General features: G+C 58.3%; 10 protein-coding genes. 6 read left to right on the top strand and 4 right to left on the bottom strand.

The window, feature by feature from the left end:
• Positions 1-347: 347 nt before the first annotated feature.
• On the top strand, positions 348-4,208 hold the full coding sequence (locus tag ACIX9_RS16480; protein ID WP_232298737.1) for a carboxypeptidase-like regulatory domain-containing protein: 3,861 nt from the start codon (positions 348-350) through the stop codon (positions 4,206-4,208).
• 149 nt (positions 4,209-4,357) lie between these two features.
• Here ACIX9_RS16480 and ACIX9_RS16475 read toward each other — a convergent pair whose 3' ends face one another.
• Positions 4,358-5,917, bottom strand: a complete 1,560-nt coding sequence (locus ACIX9_RS16475; protein WP_013581628.1) for an Asp-tRNA(Asn)/Glu-tRNA(Gln) amidotransferase GatCAB subunit A — start codon at positions 5,915-5,917, stop codon at positions 4,358-4,360.
• Between the two features lie 328 nt (positions 5,918-6,245).
• Between ACIX9_RS16475 and msrA the strand changes: the two genes are divergently transcribed.
• Positions 6,246-6,722: a peptide-methionine (S)-S-oxide reductase MsrA gene (msrA, locus tag ACIX9_RS16470; protein WP_013581627.1), complete on the top strand. Its 477-nt coding sequence runs from the start codon at positions 6,246-6,248 to the stop codon at positions 6,720-6,722.
• A 5-nt stretch (positions 6,723-6,727) separates the two neighbouring features.
• Here msrA and ACIX9_RS16465 read toward each other — a convergent pair whose 3' ends face one another.
• Positions 6,728-7,717: a glycosyltransferase family 2 protein gene (locus ACIX9_RS16465; protein ID WP_013581626.1), complete on the bottom strand. Its 990-nt coding sequence runs from the start codon at positions 7,715-7,717 to the stop codon at positions 6,728-6,730.
• Positions 7,718-7,871: 154 nt separating this feature from the next.
• Between ACIX9_RS16465 and ACIX9_RS16460 the strand changes: the two genes are divergently transcribed.
• The 4 genes from ACIX9_RS16460 (at position 7,872) to ACIX9_RS16445 (ending at position 13,034) form a co-directional block, all read left to right on the top strand.
• The gene (locus ACIX9_RS16460) at positions 7,872-9,467 is read left to right on the top strand and encodes a lipopolysaccharide biosynthesis protein (protein ID WP_013581625.1); all 1,596 of its coding nucleotides are present in this window, start codon (positions 7,872-7,874) and stop codon (positions 9,465-9,467) included.
• Positions 9,468-9,502: 35 nt separating this feature from the next.
• Positions 9,503-10,120, top strand: coding sequence for a class I SAM-dependent methyltransferase (locus ACIX9_RS16455; RefSeq protein ID WP_013581624.1), 618 nt, complete (start codon positions 9,503-9,505; stop codon positions 10,118-10,120).
• A 53-nt stretch (positions 10,121-10,173) separates the two neighbouring features.
• On the top strand, positions 10,174-11,049 hold the full coding sequence (locus ACIX9_RS16450) for a glycosyltransferase family 2 protein (protein ID WP_041597163.1): 876 nt from the start codon (positions 10,174-10,176) through the stop codon (positions 11,047-11,049).
• Positions 11,050-11,435: 386 nt separating this feature from the next.
• Complete coding sequence (locus tag ACIX9_RS16445) at positions 11,436-13,034, top strand: DEAD/DEAH box helicase (protein ID WP_013581622.1); 1,599 nt, start codon at positions 11,436-11,438, stop codon at positions 13,032-13,034.
• 69 nt (positions 13,035-13,103) lie between these two features.
• On the opposite strand, the gene ACIX9_RS16440 is transcribed toward ACIX9_RS16445, so the two are convergent.
• Positions 13,104-15,110, bottom strand: a complete 2,007-nt coding sequence (locus tag ACIX9_RS16440; protein ID WP_013581621.1) for a CocE/NonD family hydrolase — start codon at positions 15,108-15,110, stop codon at positions 13,104-13,106.
• Positions 15,111-15,168: 58 nt separating this feature from the next.
• Positions 15,169-15,306: a hypothetical protein gene (locus ACIX9_RS25950; protein WP_013581620.1), complete on the bottom strand. Its 138-nt coding sequence runs from the start codon at positions 15,304-15,306 to the stop codon at positions 15,169-15,171.
• Positions 15,307-15,317 lie beyond the last annotated feature (11 nt).

Raw genomic sequence — 15,317 nt, 5'->3', positions numbered from 1 at the left:
AGCCCTCCGTGGTGGGCGCAAGCGAAATAGCACGAAACCAGGAGGGTGGCTTCGTGTCCGGGTGGCACGCGTCTGCGCCAGAAGGATTTCGCACCTTTTCGCTTTCAGGCTCTCTGCCCGCGTGCCATGATCGTTCCACTTCATACCCCCCACTGAGTTTCAACGCCGGTCGTTTCAGATCTGCTTTCACTTTCGTCTCGTTGGCGATGCGATTCGCTCGACGAAGTAAGAGAAGCTGTATCACTTTGGCTAACTGCATGCGTTTGAAGTGGCTGTACATCCCAAGCTTAGTTTCGGAGATTCCGACAATGGTCCATAAACAGCGCACTTATGCCGTTCTTCTCTCGATGTTCCTTTTTTGTTTTGTGCAGGGACTTCTCAGCCAACAGACGACGACGTCCGTGCGAGGTATCGTCACGGATGCTACTGGCGCGATAATTCCTGGGGCGGCCGTGGATCTGCGCGATAAGACCGCGGTCGTTCACAAGGACATCGTCAGCGACAGCAAGGGTGAGTATTCCTTTGTGCAACTGGTGCCCGGCGAGTACACGATTGAAGTGGAAAGCCCAGGAATGGGTAAGCAGGCGAAGGTCGTTCAACTCCTGGTGGCACAGCCCGCAACGGTTAATTTTGCGCTGACTGTCTCCAACTCCACGGTGGTCGAAGTCCAGGCTACCGAGGCAATGTTGAACACAACGGATGCGACGATCGGTAACGCCGTGGACAGCGAAACAGTTGCGGCGCTTCCGATGGAAGGTAGAAATGTTCCCGATCTGCTCAGTCTTCAGCCGGGTGTGCTTTACCTTGGTCACAACCTTACACAAGCCAATGAAGACAGCCGCAGCGGTGTTGTATCGGGCGCTCGCTCCGACCAGGGCAATGTGACCCTGGATGGATTGGACAATAACGATCAGGTGACTGGGTTGGCGTTCAACGGCGTGCTTCGATCAACGCTGGACTCCGTGGACGAGTTTCGAGTCGTCACGACGGGTGATAATGCGGAGTCCGGCAGGACGTCCGGGGCTCAAGTCAATGTCGTAACCAAGACCGGAAGCAATCGTTTCATCGGTAGCCTCTACGAGTACAACCGAAACACGGATATGGCTGCGAACGACTGGTTCAATAAACAGTCACAGTTCCTGGAGGGCATTCCGAACAGAACCGGAAAGCTGATCCGCAATACTTTTGGAGCGGCTGTCGGTGGCCCCGTGCTCAAGAACAGGCTCTTCTTCTTCGGCAACTATGAAAGCCAGCGCACAGCGGAAAATCAACAGGTTACTGGCACCGTTCCCACAGCGGCCTATCGAAACGGAGTCCTGCAGTACACTACAGCCAACGCCAACGCTACTAATGTAGTCGGCCAGGTTGGAACGGGTACGTATCTGGCTCAACTAACACCTTCGCAATTTGCTCAATTGGACCCCAACTGCACGACGAGTTGTCCGTGGGGACATGGCGAAGATCCGAACATCCTCGCCTTGGCGAAGCAGTTCCCATTGCCCAATGCCTCGGGCGGTGACGGCTACAACACCAGTGGCTTCACCTGGTCCGCACCGAACCCCACCATCTTGAACACCGGCATTCTCAAACTGGACTATGTTCTCAACGACAAGCACCGCATGTTTGTGCGCGGCAACATGCAGGCGGACAGAACGCTCTCTCCGGCTCTGTTCCCTACATCGGGCGCGGCTGGTTTTTTCTCTACGGCACCGCAGGCGCCCTCTGACATTCACAGCGACAGCACCAAGGGCTTCGGACTGGGTGAGACCTGGGTCATCAACAATAGTCTCATCAACAATGTGCGCTTCGGCTACACGCGGCAGAGCTACTCCGACCAGGGGCCGGGCAAGACGGCTTACACCACGCCTACTGCCATCGGTCTGCCTTACTCCACGGCACGCACGCAGATCATTACGGTGCCGGTCTATAACGCCATTGACGACCTCACTTGGACCCATCATTCGCATAACTTCCAGTTCGGCGCAAACTTTCGCCTCATCAAGGACAGCCTGCTGACCGATAATGCCTCGTACAGTTCAGCGACCTCAAGCTCGGGAGAGACGTTCGACGCCATCTCAAACACCGGTCAGACGCTTGATCCCAGCTCGCCAGAAGGAATCGCCGCAGGCTTCGGCGCTGTGCAGACTTCGTTCGGCTCCGCATATAGCAGTTTGGCCATGGGTACGGCAGGCGTAGTCGCCTCAGAGTCCATCGCGTATCAGTATCACTACAACGGAGACGGTACTTCTACCTTGCTTCCGAACGGTGCGCTTGTTCCACGGCACTTCAAAGCCAACGAGTTTGAGTGGTACTTTCAGGATCAATGGCGGATCACCTCAAAGTTCACTTTGACGTATGGTCTCCGCCACACCATCCTCCAGACACCATATGAAGAGAACGGTCAGCAGGTGTCGCCTACCGTCAGCCTGCATGACTTCTTTGACACTCGCGTCGCACAGGCGGCAAAGGGTATCGTCGATCAGCCAAACTTTACCTTCGCCCCCTCCGGCCAGGCCAATAACGCAAAGTCGTTTTATCCCATGAGCTGGAAGAACTTCTCCCCGCGTCTCGGTTTTGCGTACGCGCTTGACTCAAAGACCTCAGTCCGCAGTGGCTTCGGGCTGTACTTCGATCACTTCGGCGAAGGTATGGTTCGCAACTACTCCGAGCTTGGGTCTTATGGTTTGGGTGGAAAGGAATCCACGCCGGCGGGTTACTTCAGCCCTGATACCGCACCTCGCTTTACCAGCATCACCGCCCTCCCCACATACTCGACGGCAATCCTGCCCACCTCTTATCTGCCCACGCCCTCGGCTACGCTGAAGTATCCCTATGCGCCGCCCGCCAATGGGCAGGCCGGTGGCTGGTTGATGGACGACCACATCTCGACGCCATATGCCATGACCATGAACCTGGACGTTCAGCGTCAACTGCCCAGCAACTTCACGGTGGAGGCCGCGTACGTAGGCCGCTTCGGACGGCACCTCATCGTGCAGCAAGATCATGCGATGCCGCTCGACCTGGTTGATCCTCAGTCGGGAATGGACTACTTCACCGCCGCATCGCTTCTAGAGACGCAGGCGTACTCCGGCGTGGCGACCGGTGCCGTCCAGAAGATTCCATACTGGGAGAATTTGTTCCCGGACGCAGCGGGTGCTGCAGGCTCGCCGCAGGCCAGCATCCCTTGCCCCAAGACAGTCTGTCAGGCCGGCAACACGTCTACCCAGAACATCTATAACCAATACAAGGCTCAGCCGCTCAACGCCACGGACGATCTCAACCTGATGGACACGTTGTGTTCCCCAGGTTGCGGTGGTCAGCTCTTCCGTTACTACACGGGTGCTTTCAGCTCGATGTATGCCGATAGCACCATCGGGACCAGCAGCTACAGCGCCGGCCAGTTGATCGTGCGCCATCCTATGCAGCACGGTTTGCAGATGGACTTCAGCTATACCCTCTCCAAGGCGATCGACATCGGCTCCGATGCAGAGCGTACCTGCACAAGCTGTACTTCGATCGGTACGACAGCCGATGCTTCGACGGGCGTTCTGATCAACTCCTTCAAGCCGCGTCTGAATCGCAGTGTGGCCGACTTCGATACGACTCACATCATCACGACCGACGCGGTTTATAAACTCCCCTTCGGCCGTGGCGGAGCGTTCGTCAACCATCCCAGTGGCTGGGTTAACTCGATCATCGGCGGTTGGCAGTTGAATGGACTGGGCCGTTGGACCAGCGGTCTGCCCTTCACGCTCACTATCTCAGGCGGCTGGATGACGGCATGGCCCAAGACAGCCTATGTCATTCCTACCAAGCCTCTGGGCAACCTTGCACCCCATAAATCACGGATCAATGGAGTTCCCAATGCGTTCCCCAACCCGACGGGCCTGGTCGCCGGCATCACCGGCCTGGCGAGCAACCCGAGCCCTCTCCGTTATCCGCTTCCAGGAGAAGTCGGTGCGCGCAACAGCTTCCGCGGCGATGGCTACTTCGGCGTCGACAGCGGGTTGATGAAGACGTGGAAGCTGACTGATTCGCAGAGCCTGAAGTTTGACTGGGAGGTCTTCAATGTATCGAACAGCGTTCGCTTTGATACGAACACGGTCACCTCGTTGAAGAATACGGTAGGCAGCGGCAACCTGGGTGCTTACACCCATACGTTGACGCAGCCACGGGTGCAGCAAATCTCACTCCGCTATGCCTTTTAGTTTGGGGTAGTCGGTCTCACTCCCCGCGGGATGTCAGCTTAGGCTGGCATCCCATTTTTTGTTTGGTGCTCCGGTTTCACTCAATGAAAAAGCCGCGACGTGTGAGATTAGTCACACTTCGCGGCTATAGCTGGAGAAAGGATCGATTGTCAGGCAGTAGGCGCGGGTATCTCTGGGACAACGGTTTCAGGAGTCAACGGGGGCTTGCGCTTATGCCAGTCTGTGGCCTGCTCATACGCGTGAGCCAATGCCAGCACCTTGCTCTCAGCAAAGTGCGGCCCCGCAATCATAAGTCCGATGGGCAGGCCGCTCTGGCTGAAGCCGCAGGGAACCGAGATTGCCGGCAGACCATAGGCATTGAAGTAGCCACAGTCGGATGCAATCCAAGGATCGAGTGGCTTGGTTTCAGCGCCACGCTTCTGAAGCTCCTGGATGGTTGGTGCCACGACCCGCATGGTCGGAAGCACGACCAGATCTACGTCTGTGAAGGCGTCGTCGATCGTACGCCGAAGCATCTGCAGCTCCCAGAGCGCATGAATGTAGTCGACAGACCACACGTGATTCGTCTGGGCCATCTCCAGACGTCGACGTTCCTGCACCATATATTTGGCGGATTGATTCTTGAAATATGGGTCATGCCATGCGTAGGTCTCGCCGAGTGCGCCCACAGTGGATGCATTGCCTGGAGGCGGAAGGCTGACTTCTTTGGCCCCGGCAGTCATCTTAGTGAGCAAAGCGATCGCTTCCATGACGGCTTTGCGTACGTCAGGTTGCAGGGTATCGAAGTGTCCGACCGGAAGCCCGAGGCGAAAGCCCCTCACAGGCTGCTTCATCCCGCTGACATAATCTTCCTTCGCATGTTCCACGCTGGTCGTGTCCAGCTTGTCATAGCCTGCCATCACGTTGAGCATAATTGCCGTATCTTCTACGGTGCGCGTCAGCGGACCGCAGTGATCGAGTGAGACGGTGAGCGGAATAAAGCCGCGGATGGGGACTAGGCCATAGGTGGGCTTGAGGCCAACCACACCGCAGTAGGACGCGGGCATTCTGACCGATCCCGCAGTATCCGTGCCGAGAGCGGCGTAACAGAGATCCGCTGCGATCGCCGCGCCGGAGCCTGCTGAAGATCCGCCCGTGTTGTGTAACAGGTTCCAGGGATTTCTCGCCGGCCCCCAGTACGAGGTCTCACCCCCGCCCATCGCAAACTCATGAAGGTTCGTCTTCCCGACGAGGACGGCACCGGCGGCGTGTAATCTGGCGATGACGGGTGCATCTTCTGTTGGCACACGGTCTTCAAAGAGTTGGCTCGCCCCAGTCGTGCGTGTTCCAGCCGTGTCTATATTGTCCTTCGCGGCGATTGGGATTCCGTGCAATGGACCACGGTACATCCCGGCACGGATCTCCGTGTCCGCCTGCGCGGCCGCGGCAAGCGCCTTCTCCTTCATCACCGTAATGAAGGCGTCGAGCTTTGCATCGTAAATGTTGATTCGAGCGAGGGAGGCCTCTGTAAGTTCGGTTGAACTTATTTGACGAGCTTTCAGCTTGGCTGCGGCCTCAGCCAGAGTCAAAGACGTTAGATCACCTGTGTCGGCGGTTGCGCTCTCGACATGAGAACGTCCTACGGCAGCCAGAGCGCGAGGGATCGAGCTGAGAGCAAGTGCTGCTCCAGCCAGGGTGCCGAAGGTACGGCGAGTCAGTTGGTTTTCCAAAGAGGCTCCTCGAGGTTTGAGATGAAGTCCTCCAAGCTTTGTCGACGGCAGAAGATTCATCAAGCGAAATTGACCGAAAACGTGCCGCTGATTTCACATACGCCGCCGGCCATCATTCCTCTTCAACGAAGGTTGTGGAAAGGATTGCTGCGTAGCGGGAAGAGGCGCACGGGCGGGTGTGAGTCACCTGCCGCACCAGGGAAGTCAATGTCGCTGGCGGGCTTGACGGAGGTGATCTGAGGGGGGCAAAATAATCCAGTTTTTCATATTGGAGTGAGGACCTTTTGAACGCTCACGCATCCAAGGGAGTGCAAAGGAGCAACGGCCCGTGGCAATTGAAAAGGCAACATTTGGAGCAGGGTGTTTTTGGGGCGCGGAAGCGCGATTCAACGAGTTGGCAGGAGTTCTGGATACGGCTGTAGGGTACGCGGGTGGCGGGCTGGAACATCCGACTTACAAGGAAGTCTGTACTGATAAAACAGGACATGCGGAGGTGGTGGAGGTGACGTTCGACCCCTCACGGCTGAGCTATGAAGCCTTGCTTGATGCATTTTTCGCTCTGCACGATCCGACGCAACTTAACCGGCAGGGTCCGGACTGGGGCAAGCAGTACCGGAGTGTGGTGTTTGCGAACAACGACGAGCAGATGGCTGCGGCGAAGGCGAAGATTGCAGAGCTAAGTGCTTCAGGAAGCTACCGAAAGCCGATCGTGACGACGGTCGAGGAGGCTCCGATGTTCTGGAAGGCTGAGGAGTATCACCAGCGGTATCTGGAGAAGCGCGGCATGGTGAGCTGCCACATTTAGCCGGCTCATTCAGCAGGGGTGTGGTTTTTAGCGAAGTCCATGTCCCAGAGGTAGAGCAGGATTGCCAGGTTGGGGCGAAGATCCTGCAGCAGGAAGCCGTGGCTGATCAAGGTCAGGACACGGACGAAGCGGTTGGGCGAGGTCTCGCAGCGGACATAGGCCTCCAGCATTCTGCGGATCTTTTGTGGCAGTTCGTCGCGATAGGCTTCCAGCATGGCTGACGCTTGATGCTCACTGTTCTCCCACTGTTCTCTGCGCTTGGCATGCTGACGCCATTTGGGGAGGCCGGAGTGGGAGCCATGGCCGGCCGCGCCCAGGACGTTTGAAGCATGCTGACGGTAGAGTACGGTCTGTTGCGTGAGGAAATCGGCGGACCCGAAGGCAGAAGCCAGCAGGGCAAGCCACCAGTCGTGCATGTAAGCCTTGGCGGTCATGCGGGCGGCAAGGTCCGCAAGGGGCCGGTTGAAGAGCGCGGTCGAGCCGGTGACGACGTTCTGGGTGAGGAGACGGCGGAAGTTAAAGATCTTATTAGGCTGGATGTGCTGATAGCGCCAGAGAGAGGGTTGAAGCGGCCGCAGTTGCTCATCTACAACGGCGACATCCGTGAAGACAAGGAGCGGCGTGCCATGTCGGTGGCGCTGCTCGAGCCGCTGCATGACCTCCATGCTGTCGGCGATCTTGGTCGAGACCCAGACGTCGTCCTGGTCGGCGCAGGAGACGTGGCTGGCGGTGGAGGCTGCAATGAGAGCGGCGAAGTTGAGTTTGGCGCTACCGGTGGGGGGGGATTGCGGGAGGATATGGAATCGAGTGGGGTGGAGGGCGGCGTAGTCGTTCAGGATGGCCAGTGTGCCGTCAGTTGAGCCGTCGTCACGGGAAAGGATGGTGAGGCAGGGGTAGGTCTGGGTGAGAATGGAGTCGATCTGCTCGCGGAGGAAGCGGGCGCCGTTATAAGTGGCGAGGAGTATTTGGACTTGGGGTGACGAGGAGGAGTTCATCAGAGATTGGTGGTTGCGAAGGCGAGTCGGTTCTGGCGCATCCTGAAGGGCAGAGTACCACATGGCCAGGGCATCATCTGGCGTGTCGCTTTGATGAGGGACATGACCATGTGTGGCTAGGCTACAGAGGGGAGGCAGCGGGGTAAGATGAAGTATGACGAAGGGGCTTCGGGAAGACATAGAGATCGTAGCTGCAGCATCCGGAGAGAATCCAGGTGCGGGTCCGGATTCTGGAGTTGCGTCGAGGTTTACGAAGAACTCTCTGATCAGCGTGGGTAGGCTGTTTGTCTCGACTGCGGTGGCTCTGATTCTGCCCTCTTATCTTACCCATAAGCTGCCGATCAAGACTTATAGCGCGTGGATTCTTGTGATGCAAATGAGTGCCTATGTGGGGTACCTGGACTTCGGCGTGCAAACAGGCATTTCGAAGTATGTTGCAGAGTATGAGGCTCGGAACGACGCTGCGGGCGCGAGCATGCGAGCAAGCGCAGGGCTGGCGATTATGCTGGTCGCGAGTGCGCTCGGTGTGCTCCTAACGCTGGTGCTGGCTTGGCGCGTGCCGGATATCTTCCACGAGATGCCGTCGTCTTTGTATAAGGATGTGCGGATCAGCCTGGTGCTGGTTGGCGTTTCGTTGAGTCTAGGACTGTTGTGTTCGATCTGTTCCGCCATCTTTATGGGGCTTCAGCGCTTCTCCGTTCCGATGGCGATCTCGTTGGTCAATCGCTTTCTGTTTACGGGCGCCGTGTTTGCGGCTGTCTTTTTCCATAGCAGCCTGGCGTTGATGGGCGGAGCGGTGGCCGGCGTCAATCTCCTGACGGGCGGGCTTCAGGTCATCGCGTGGAGGCGCATGGCGAACAACATCAGGCTGACCCTGCGCGGCCTTGATCGAGACGTGTTGAAGAATATGATTGCGTACTGCTCCTCGCTGGCGATCTGGACGGCAGGAATGCTGTGCGTGAGCGGCCTGGATGTGACGATTGTGGGCCGATACGATTTTTCCCACACGGCGTTCTACTCGATTGCGACGCTGCCGACGAACTTCATGCTTTCGATCATGGGGGCGGCCGTGGGGCCGCTTATGCCGACGGCTTCCGCTCTGAGCGTTCATCGTACGGCGCAGGAGATGGGCGCTATGTTGTCGAAGGTGACGCGCTACTCGTCGACGCTGCTCGTCCTGGCTGGCTTGCCGTTGCTGGTTGCAGGATATTGGGTGCTGCGACTGTGGGTGGGCAGCGAATATGCGCTGCATACGATCGGCTACCTGCGGATTCTGGTTCTGGCGAATGTGATCCGCAACCTGTGCCTACCATATTCGAGCATGCTCGTGGCGACTGAGAAGCAGAAGGTTGCGATCATAGGCGCGAGCGCTGAGGCGATTGTAAACCTGGGTTGCAGCTTATATCTGGTGAAGCATATCGGCGCACTTGGAGTGGCTTATGGGACACTGCTGGGCTCTTTGGTGAGTGTGGGGATGCATTTTGCGTTGAGCATGCGGTACACCTACGAACGGTTCTCTGTCACGCGAATGCGGCTTTTTCTGAGCGGGATGATCCGGCCGCTCGCGATCGGTCTTCCATCGCTGGTGCTTTTCAAGCAGTGGTGGGTTGATGCTCCGCCGGTTCTCAGTTTGCCGATGTGGGCTTTGTGGGGGACGAGCACTCTGCTGCTCGCATGGTTTGCCAGCTTGAATGGAGACGAAAGGTCCCGGTTGTCAAAGCTCGTGGTGAAACGAGCGGGGTTAGTATAGAAACTATGTAGGGATGGCCCTACCAGGAGCTATTTTTGGCGAAGCAAGAATTTGAATTGGCGCATCGGCTTTCGTTACTACAAAGCAAATTTCGGGCAGCGGTTCCGGTGGTTGACTATATGCCGACTATCATCGAGATGCCCCCTCGCCACCTGGACCGGAAGTCAGCCTGGGAAGGGCTCGAGAGCATTCTGCTCGATATCATCAGGCGGTTCGAGTTGAAGACGGATCGTTGTCTTGAGTTCGGGGTTGAGTTCGGCTACTCGACCGTGGCGCTCTCTTCTTTCTTCAAGTCAGTCAGAGGAGTCGATACGTTTCAGGGTGACCGGCATACGACGATCATTCGCGATACGTATCAGGAAGCGCTTGAGAATGTCAGTCCGTACGACAACATTGAATTGATCCGCAGCGATTATCAAAGCTACGTGAAGACGGATTCGAGCACCTATGATCTGATCCACGTGGATATCATCCACACATTTGCCGACACCTATGCGTGTGGGTTGTGGAGCGCAGAACACTCAAAATGCACGATCTTTCATGACACTGAGTCCTTTCCGCAGGTAAAGCAGGCTGTCAGCGAGATTGCACGCAAGACAGGCAAGACCTTTTACAACTTCCCTGAGTGCTACGGTCTGGGGATCGTAGTTTAGGACGTAGTTCAGTCGATGGTGTGTAGATGAAGAGTGGGCTCTCGAATTCATCGATGCGGTTGGAGGATGGATGCGCGGTTGTCGTGACCTATCATCCGGATCAACAGGTGATCGAAAATCTGGTGTCGTTGCGCCTGCAGACGCTGCACCTGGTTGTGGTGGATAACGGTTCGACTGCGGATGGGCTTGAGATGCTGCGAGTGGCGGCGGGGCGCGTTGGCTTTGAGCTGATTGAGAACGGAGACAATCTCGGGATTGCCACGGCGCTGAATGTTGGAGTTCGGCGCGCGCTGGAGATGGGGCGCGAGTGGGTTTTGCTGTTTGATCAGGACAGTTGTGTCACGGAAGGGTTCGTCGAGACGCTGGTGGCGGGATACGAGAACAGCCGTTGGGGAGATCGTCTAGGGCTCCTGGTACCCAGATACGTCGATAAACGCTTCGGAACGGCGCTGCCTCCCAACTATGTCAAAGAAGGGCTGGAAGCGGCGATGACCTCCGGAAGCCTGCTGCGGGCGGAGACGTTTCTGCGGCATGGGTTCTTTGTGGATGAGTTGTTCATCGATGGGGTGGACTACGAGTACAGCCTGCGGTTGCGGGCGGCGGGGATGGTGATCGATGAGTGCGTAGAGGCGGTGCTGCTGCACTCGCCTGGGGAACCGCAGTTTCACAAGCTGCTGGGGGTGCTACGGTTTCAGACGGCGAACTACAGCCCAATCCGGCAGTACTACCAGGAGAGAAATAAGATCTGGATCGCAAAGCGTTATCTTATACGGTTTCCGGTGTTTTGCCTGAAGCTGTTCAAATTCGGCGCGAAAAATTTCATGAAGATCCTGGTGGCGGAAGAGGGGAAGGCGAAGAAGTGCAGGTTCTTCCTGGCGGGTGTGCGGGACGGATTGCTGGAACGGATGGGGAAGCGCCTGGCCACTTGAGGAAAAGCTGTGGTATAGTGGAAGTACGCGTAAGCGTAGGACGCTTCGGGGAACGACCCTGATGTTTGGGTCTGGCCAGAGACCGAAGCGAAACTCCTCCCCGCATTGTCTTTCTGTAGAGCAGGTTTTGAGTCGTAGAGCAAAATCTTAAGTCCTCTACCGGAAACATGGATTTAGAAAGACCACGCTGGTCGCTCTGGCTAGAAGGCAACGTTATAGGACGTGCCTCGCCGTGCAGCAGCAGCGCTTCGTGAAACAGTCGAGGTCAATGCTGATCAACAGGCAAATCAATGGTCGCAGAGTTTCGCGCCGATGCCTGATCCCTGCACATACCCGCTGTTTTGCAACCGCACGAATCGAAGTCGACACTTCGAGAAGGAATACCTTTGAATTCTGCAACTCTTGAACCCCAGAACGAAACCATCAGCAACACCTCCAACCAGAATTTCTCCAATAACAACGAAGCCGCTGCAGCCCCCACGCGCACCTCGCATGAGGCGATTCCCGTCGACGTGACCGCGATGAACAGCGAGATCGACCCGACCACCGGTCTGCCCATGCTGAAGGGCGTGCACTTTGCCGACTTCAACATCTCCGCCAGCCTGAAGAGCCGCCTGGCTGCCGGGGGCTTTGCCACCCCGACACCCGTGCAGGCGAAGGCCATTCCCCCGGCTCTCGAAGGCCGCGACATTCTCGCGACCGCCTCGACCGGAACCGGCAAGACCCTCAGCTTCCTGATCCCCATGATCGAGCGCATGGAGGCGAACTCTGAGCCTTCCACCCGTGGCAAGAAGGGCCCGATCCGTTCGCTGATTCTGCTGCCGACGCGTGAGCTTGCGATGCAGGTTCTTGAGGCGTACGCCAAGATCAATCCGCAGTCCAAGAGCGACTCCGTCCTAGTCTGCGGTGGTCTCAGCGAGAACACGCAGCTTGATCAGTTGAGCCGCGGACCCCGCCTCGTCGTTGCGACGCCTGGCCGTCTCGAAGACTTCCTCCGCCGCCGTTCGGTCAACCTGAACTTCGTCGAGATGCTGGTATTGGATGAAGTGGACCGGATGCTCGATATGGGCTTCCTGCCTGCCATCCGCCGCATCGTCGGCGCATTGCCCAAGACCCGTCAGACGATGTGCTACTCGGCTACGCTGGACGCGAACATCACGGAGATCGTGCGCGACTACGTGCAGAAGCCGGTTCGCATTGAGATCGGCACCACCTCCAAGCCCAGCGATCAGGTTGAACTGAAGGTCTTTACGGTCATGCAGGATCAGAAGCTCGGCCTGTTGAACCAGATGCTGAACGAGCATGAGGGCACCTTCCTCGTCTTCTCCCGCACCAAGCATGGCGCGGACCGTATCTCCAAGAAGCTTGAGAAGCTGGGCCATGTGGCGGACGTGATCCACGGCGATCGCTCGCAGTCCCAGCGCACCTCGGCTTTGAAGGGCTTTTCGACTGGCCGCCACCGCATCCTGGTTGCGACCGACGTTGCAGCTCGCGGTATCGACGTGCGGGATATCGCGCATGTCGTCAACTACGATCTGCCCGGCACGACGGAGGACTTTGTCCACCGCATCGGCCGTACTGGACGCGCAGGCAAGAAGGGCGTTGCGACGACGTTCGTTATGCCGCAGGAGCGCTCGGATGCTCGCAAGATGGAGCGCGAACTGAAGATCAAGTTCGAATGGAAGGAAGCGGACAAGAACCTGGAGAAGGAAGAGCGCAACAAGCCTGTCGATCTCTCCGGTCCGTCCGACCTGATGAATATGGAGACACGTGCGTGGAAGACGGGCGATGTCTCGGCTGAGCGCAAGGCGACCGCACCGGGTGCAAGCCCGTATCGTGGAGCCGGCAACGGCTTCCGTGGTCGCAGCGGCGCAGGTGGCGGCAGTGGCCGTCCCGGCGGCGGGTTCAGCGGGGGCCGCAGCGCAGGCCGTCCGAACTCACGCCCCGGCAGCAGCCGGACCGGTCCGGCTCGTCGCGGTCAGTAACGCTTCAAGTCAGTAAAAAAGGTGCCGCGATCATAGATCGCGGCACCTTTTTGCGTTTGGTTGAGAATCCTACGGGACGATGGGCAGATTGATGAAGCTGGCGGTTCCGGGTGTCTGGTAGATGTGTTGTGTGGCCTTCTTGTAGTCCCCGGCCTTCGCGTCGAAGATGTTGGGTACGAAGGTCTGGGGGTTGCGGTCGTAGAGCGGAAACAGCGTCGACTGGACCTGCACCATGATGCGGTGGCCGGGCTGGAAGATGTGGTTGACGTTGGGCAGATCGTACTTGATCAACTCAGGTGCATTCGGCTTGGCGGCCTCTGGATGCTCGAAGCTCTTGCGATAACGGCCTCGGAAGATATCGAGCGAGATGGGAAGCTCGTAGCCTGCCATGGCAGCGGGGCCGGTGGCATCGTCGGGGTAGACGTCGATGAGCTTGACGATCCAGTCGCTGTCGGTCCCGGAGGTAGAGGCGTAGAGGTTGACCTCAGGCACGCCGCTGACGCGGGTTGGCGCGGTAAGGACCTCCGAGGTATAGGTGAGGACATCGGGGCGGTTGTCCACGAAGCGCTGATCCTGCACCAGCCACGTCTGCCAGGTGCCGGTGTCGCCGGTGCGCGGCAGGAAGGGTACTGGGTTGGCTGGCTCTGAAACGTACTCGGAGAACTTGGCTTCGCCCGCAGTGGGTGCGTCGTACGAGAGCTTGCCTTCAGCACGCAGGTACAAGGGCTTGGAGGTGGCCCCGCAGTTCTTGTCGCAGCTTAGCGGCCATTTCTGCAGCTTGTCCCAGTGGTTCTCGCCGGTGTTGTAGATCAGGACCGGAGGAGTGTTCGCCTTGGGTGCGCCATCGACGAGGTACTGGTTGAAGAAGGGCATGAAGATGTCTTCGCGGACATACTCGGTCGTGTCGCCGTCCCAGATGAAGGGCCCCATGGTGTGGCCTTCACGGTTGATCTGCGAGTGGAACCACGGACCCATGACAAGGAAGTTCATGTCGTTGTGGGTGTCCTTGGCCTCCCAGAGCTTGTACGCGTGGTTTGCGCCCCACATATCCTCCTGGTCCCAGAGACCCTGCAGCCACATGGTGGGGACGGTGAGGGGTTTGGCGGAGACGAGCTTATCGAGCGCCTGGCTCTGCCAGAAGCCGTCGTAAGCCGGGTGGGCTTCAACCGTCTTCCAGTAGGGAAGCTGATCCTCGCCGAGAGAGCGGGCGAAGTCGCCTGCGGAGCCGGCTTCGAGGAAGTTGGCGTAGTCGTCGTGGTGCTTGTGCGGGACGCGCGGGCCGGCACCGCGAGCGGCGGTCTGGCCTACAAAGTAGTCCAACATGCGCTCACGGAACGCGCCGTAGTGGAACCAGTCGTCACCCTTCCAGCCATCGACCATGGGGCTTTCGGGGATGGCGGCCTTGAGCGCCGGGTGCGGATTCAGCAGCGCCATGACGACCGTGTAGCCCTCATACGACGAGCCGATCATGCCCACGCGACCGTTTGATTCCGGCGTGTTCTTCACCAGCCAGTCGATGGTGTCGTAGGCGTCGGTGGTATCGTCCGCGCCGGTGGGGTTATAGGGGCCGACGGGCGGCGGTGTCATGAGGTACACACCCTCTGAACCGTACTTGCCGCGCACGTCCTGGTAGATGCGGATATAGCCGGCTTTGACGAAGACCTCGTCCGGCAGGCCAAGTTCGTCGATGAGGTGGGGCGATGGCGCCTTGGCAGCGGCCTCCCGCCCCGGACGCGCTGCGGGCATTGCAGTAGCGAGGGCATTGCCTGCGGTCTCGCGGTTAGCGCTGGCGCGTGCGGCGGCATTGTAGCAGGTGCGCGTCAGGACGATGGGTGCGTTCTTCGCGCCCTTGGGAATCATGATGACGGTGTAGAGCTTCGTGCCGTCGCGCATGGGGATCATGGCGATGCGGCGGGTGTAGTCGGCTTCTTCCACGAACGGCTTGTACGGTGCGCGGGTGGGCGGCGTAAAGGATGGCGGGATGTCGTTGCCGACGGGCTTGTCCTGAGCGAATGCAAAGGTGGTGCAGAGCGAGAGAGACAGAGCGGCGAGTGCGGCACGGCTGAGATGGGTCATCGAGCGTCCTTGTATGGCCTGTGATCTGGATGTGAGGTTGGCTGAGTTTAGCACCCAGCTAAAACTGGAAGTAGATAAAGGGGCGATAGCCGAGCGGAAGCATGGAGAGGGCGAAGGCCCAGGTGGCTCCATAGGCGAACGCGAAGCGCGTGAGCGGAAGACTCGCGAACCACGGCCCGAAGTTGCTGCGACGCATCAGTAATTGGC

Source organism: Granulicella tundricola MP5ACTX9 (genome assembly GCF_000178975.2).
GTDB lineage: Bacteria > Acidobacteriota > Terriglobia > Terriglobales > Acidobacteriaceae > Edaphobacter > Edaphobacter tundricola.
This window is presented reverse-complemented; position numbering and strand designations above follow the sequence as displayed.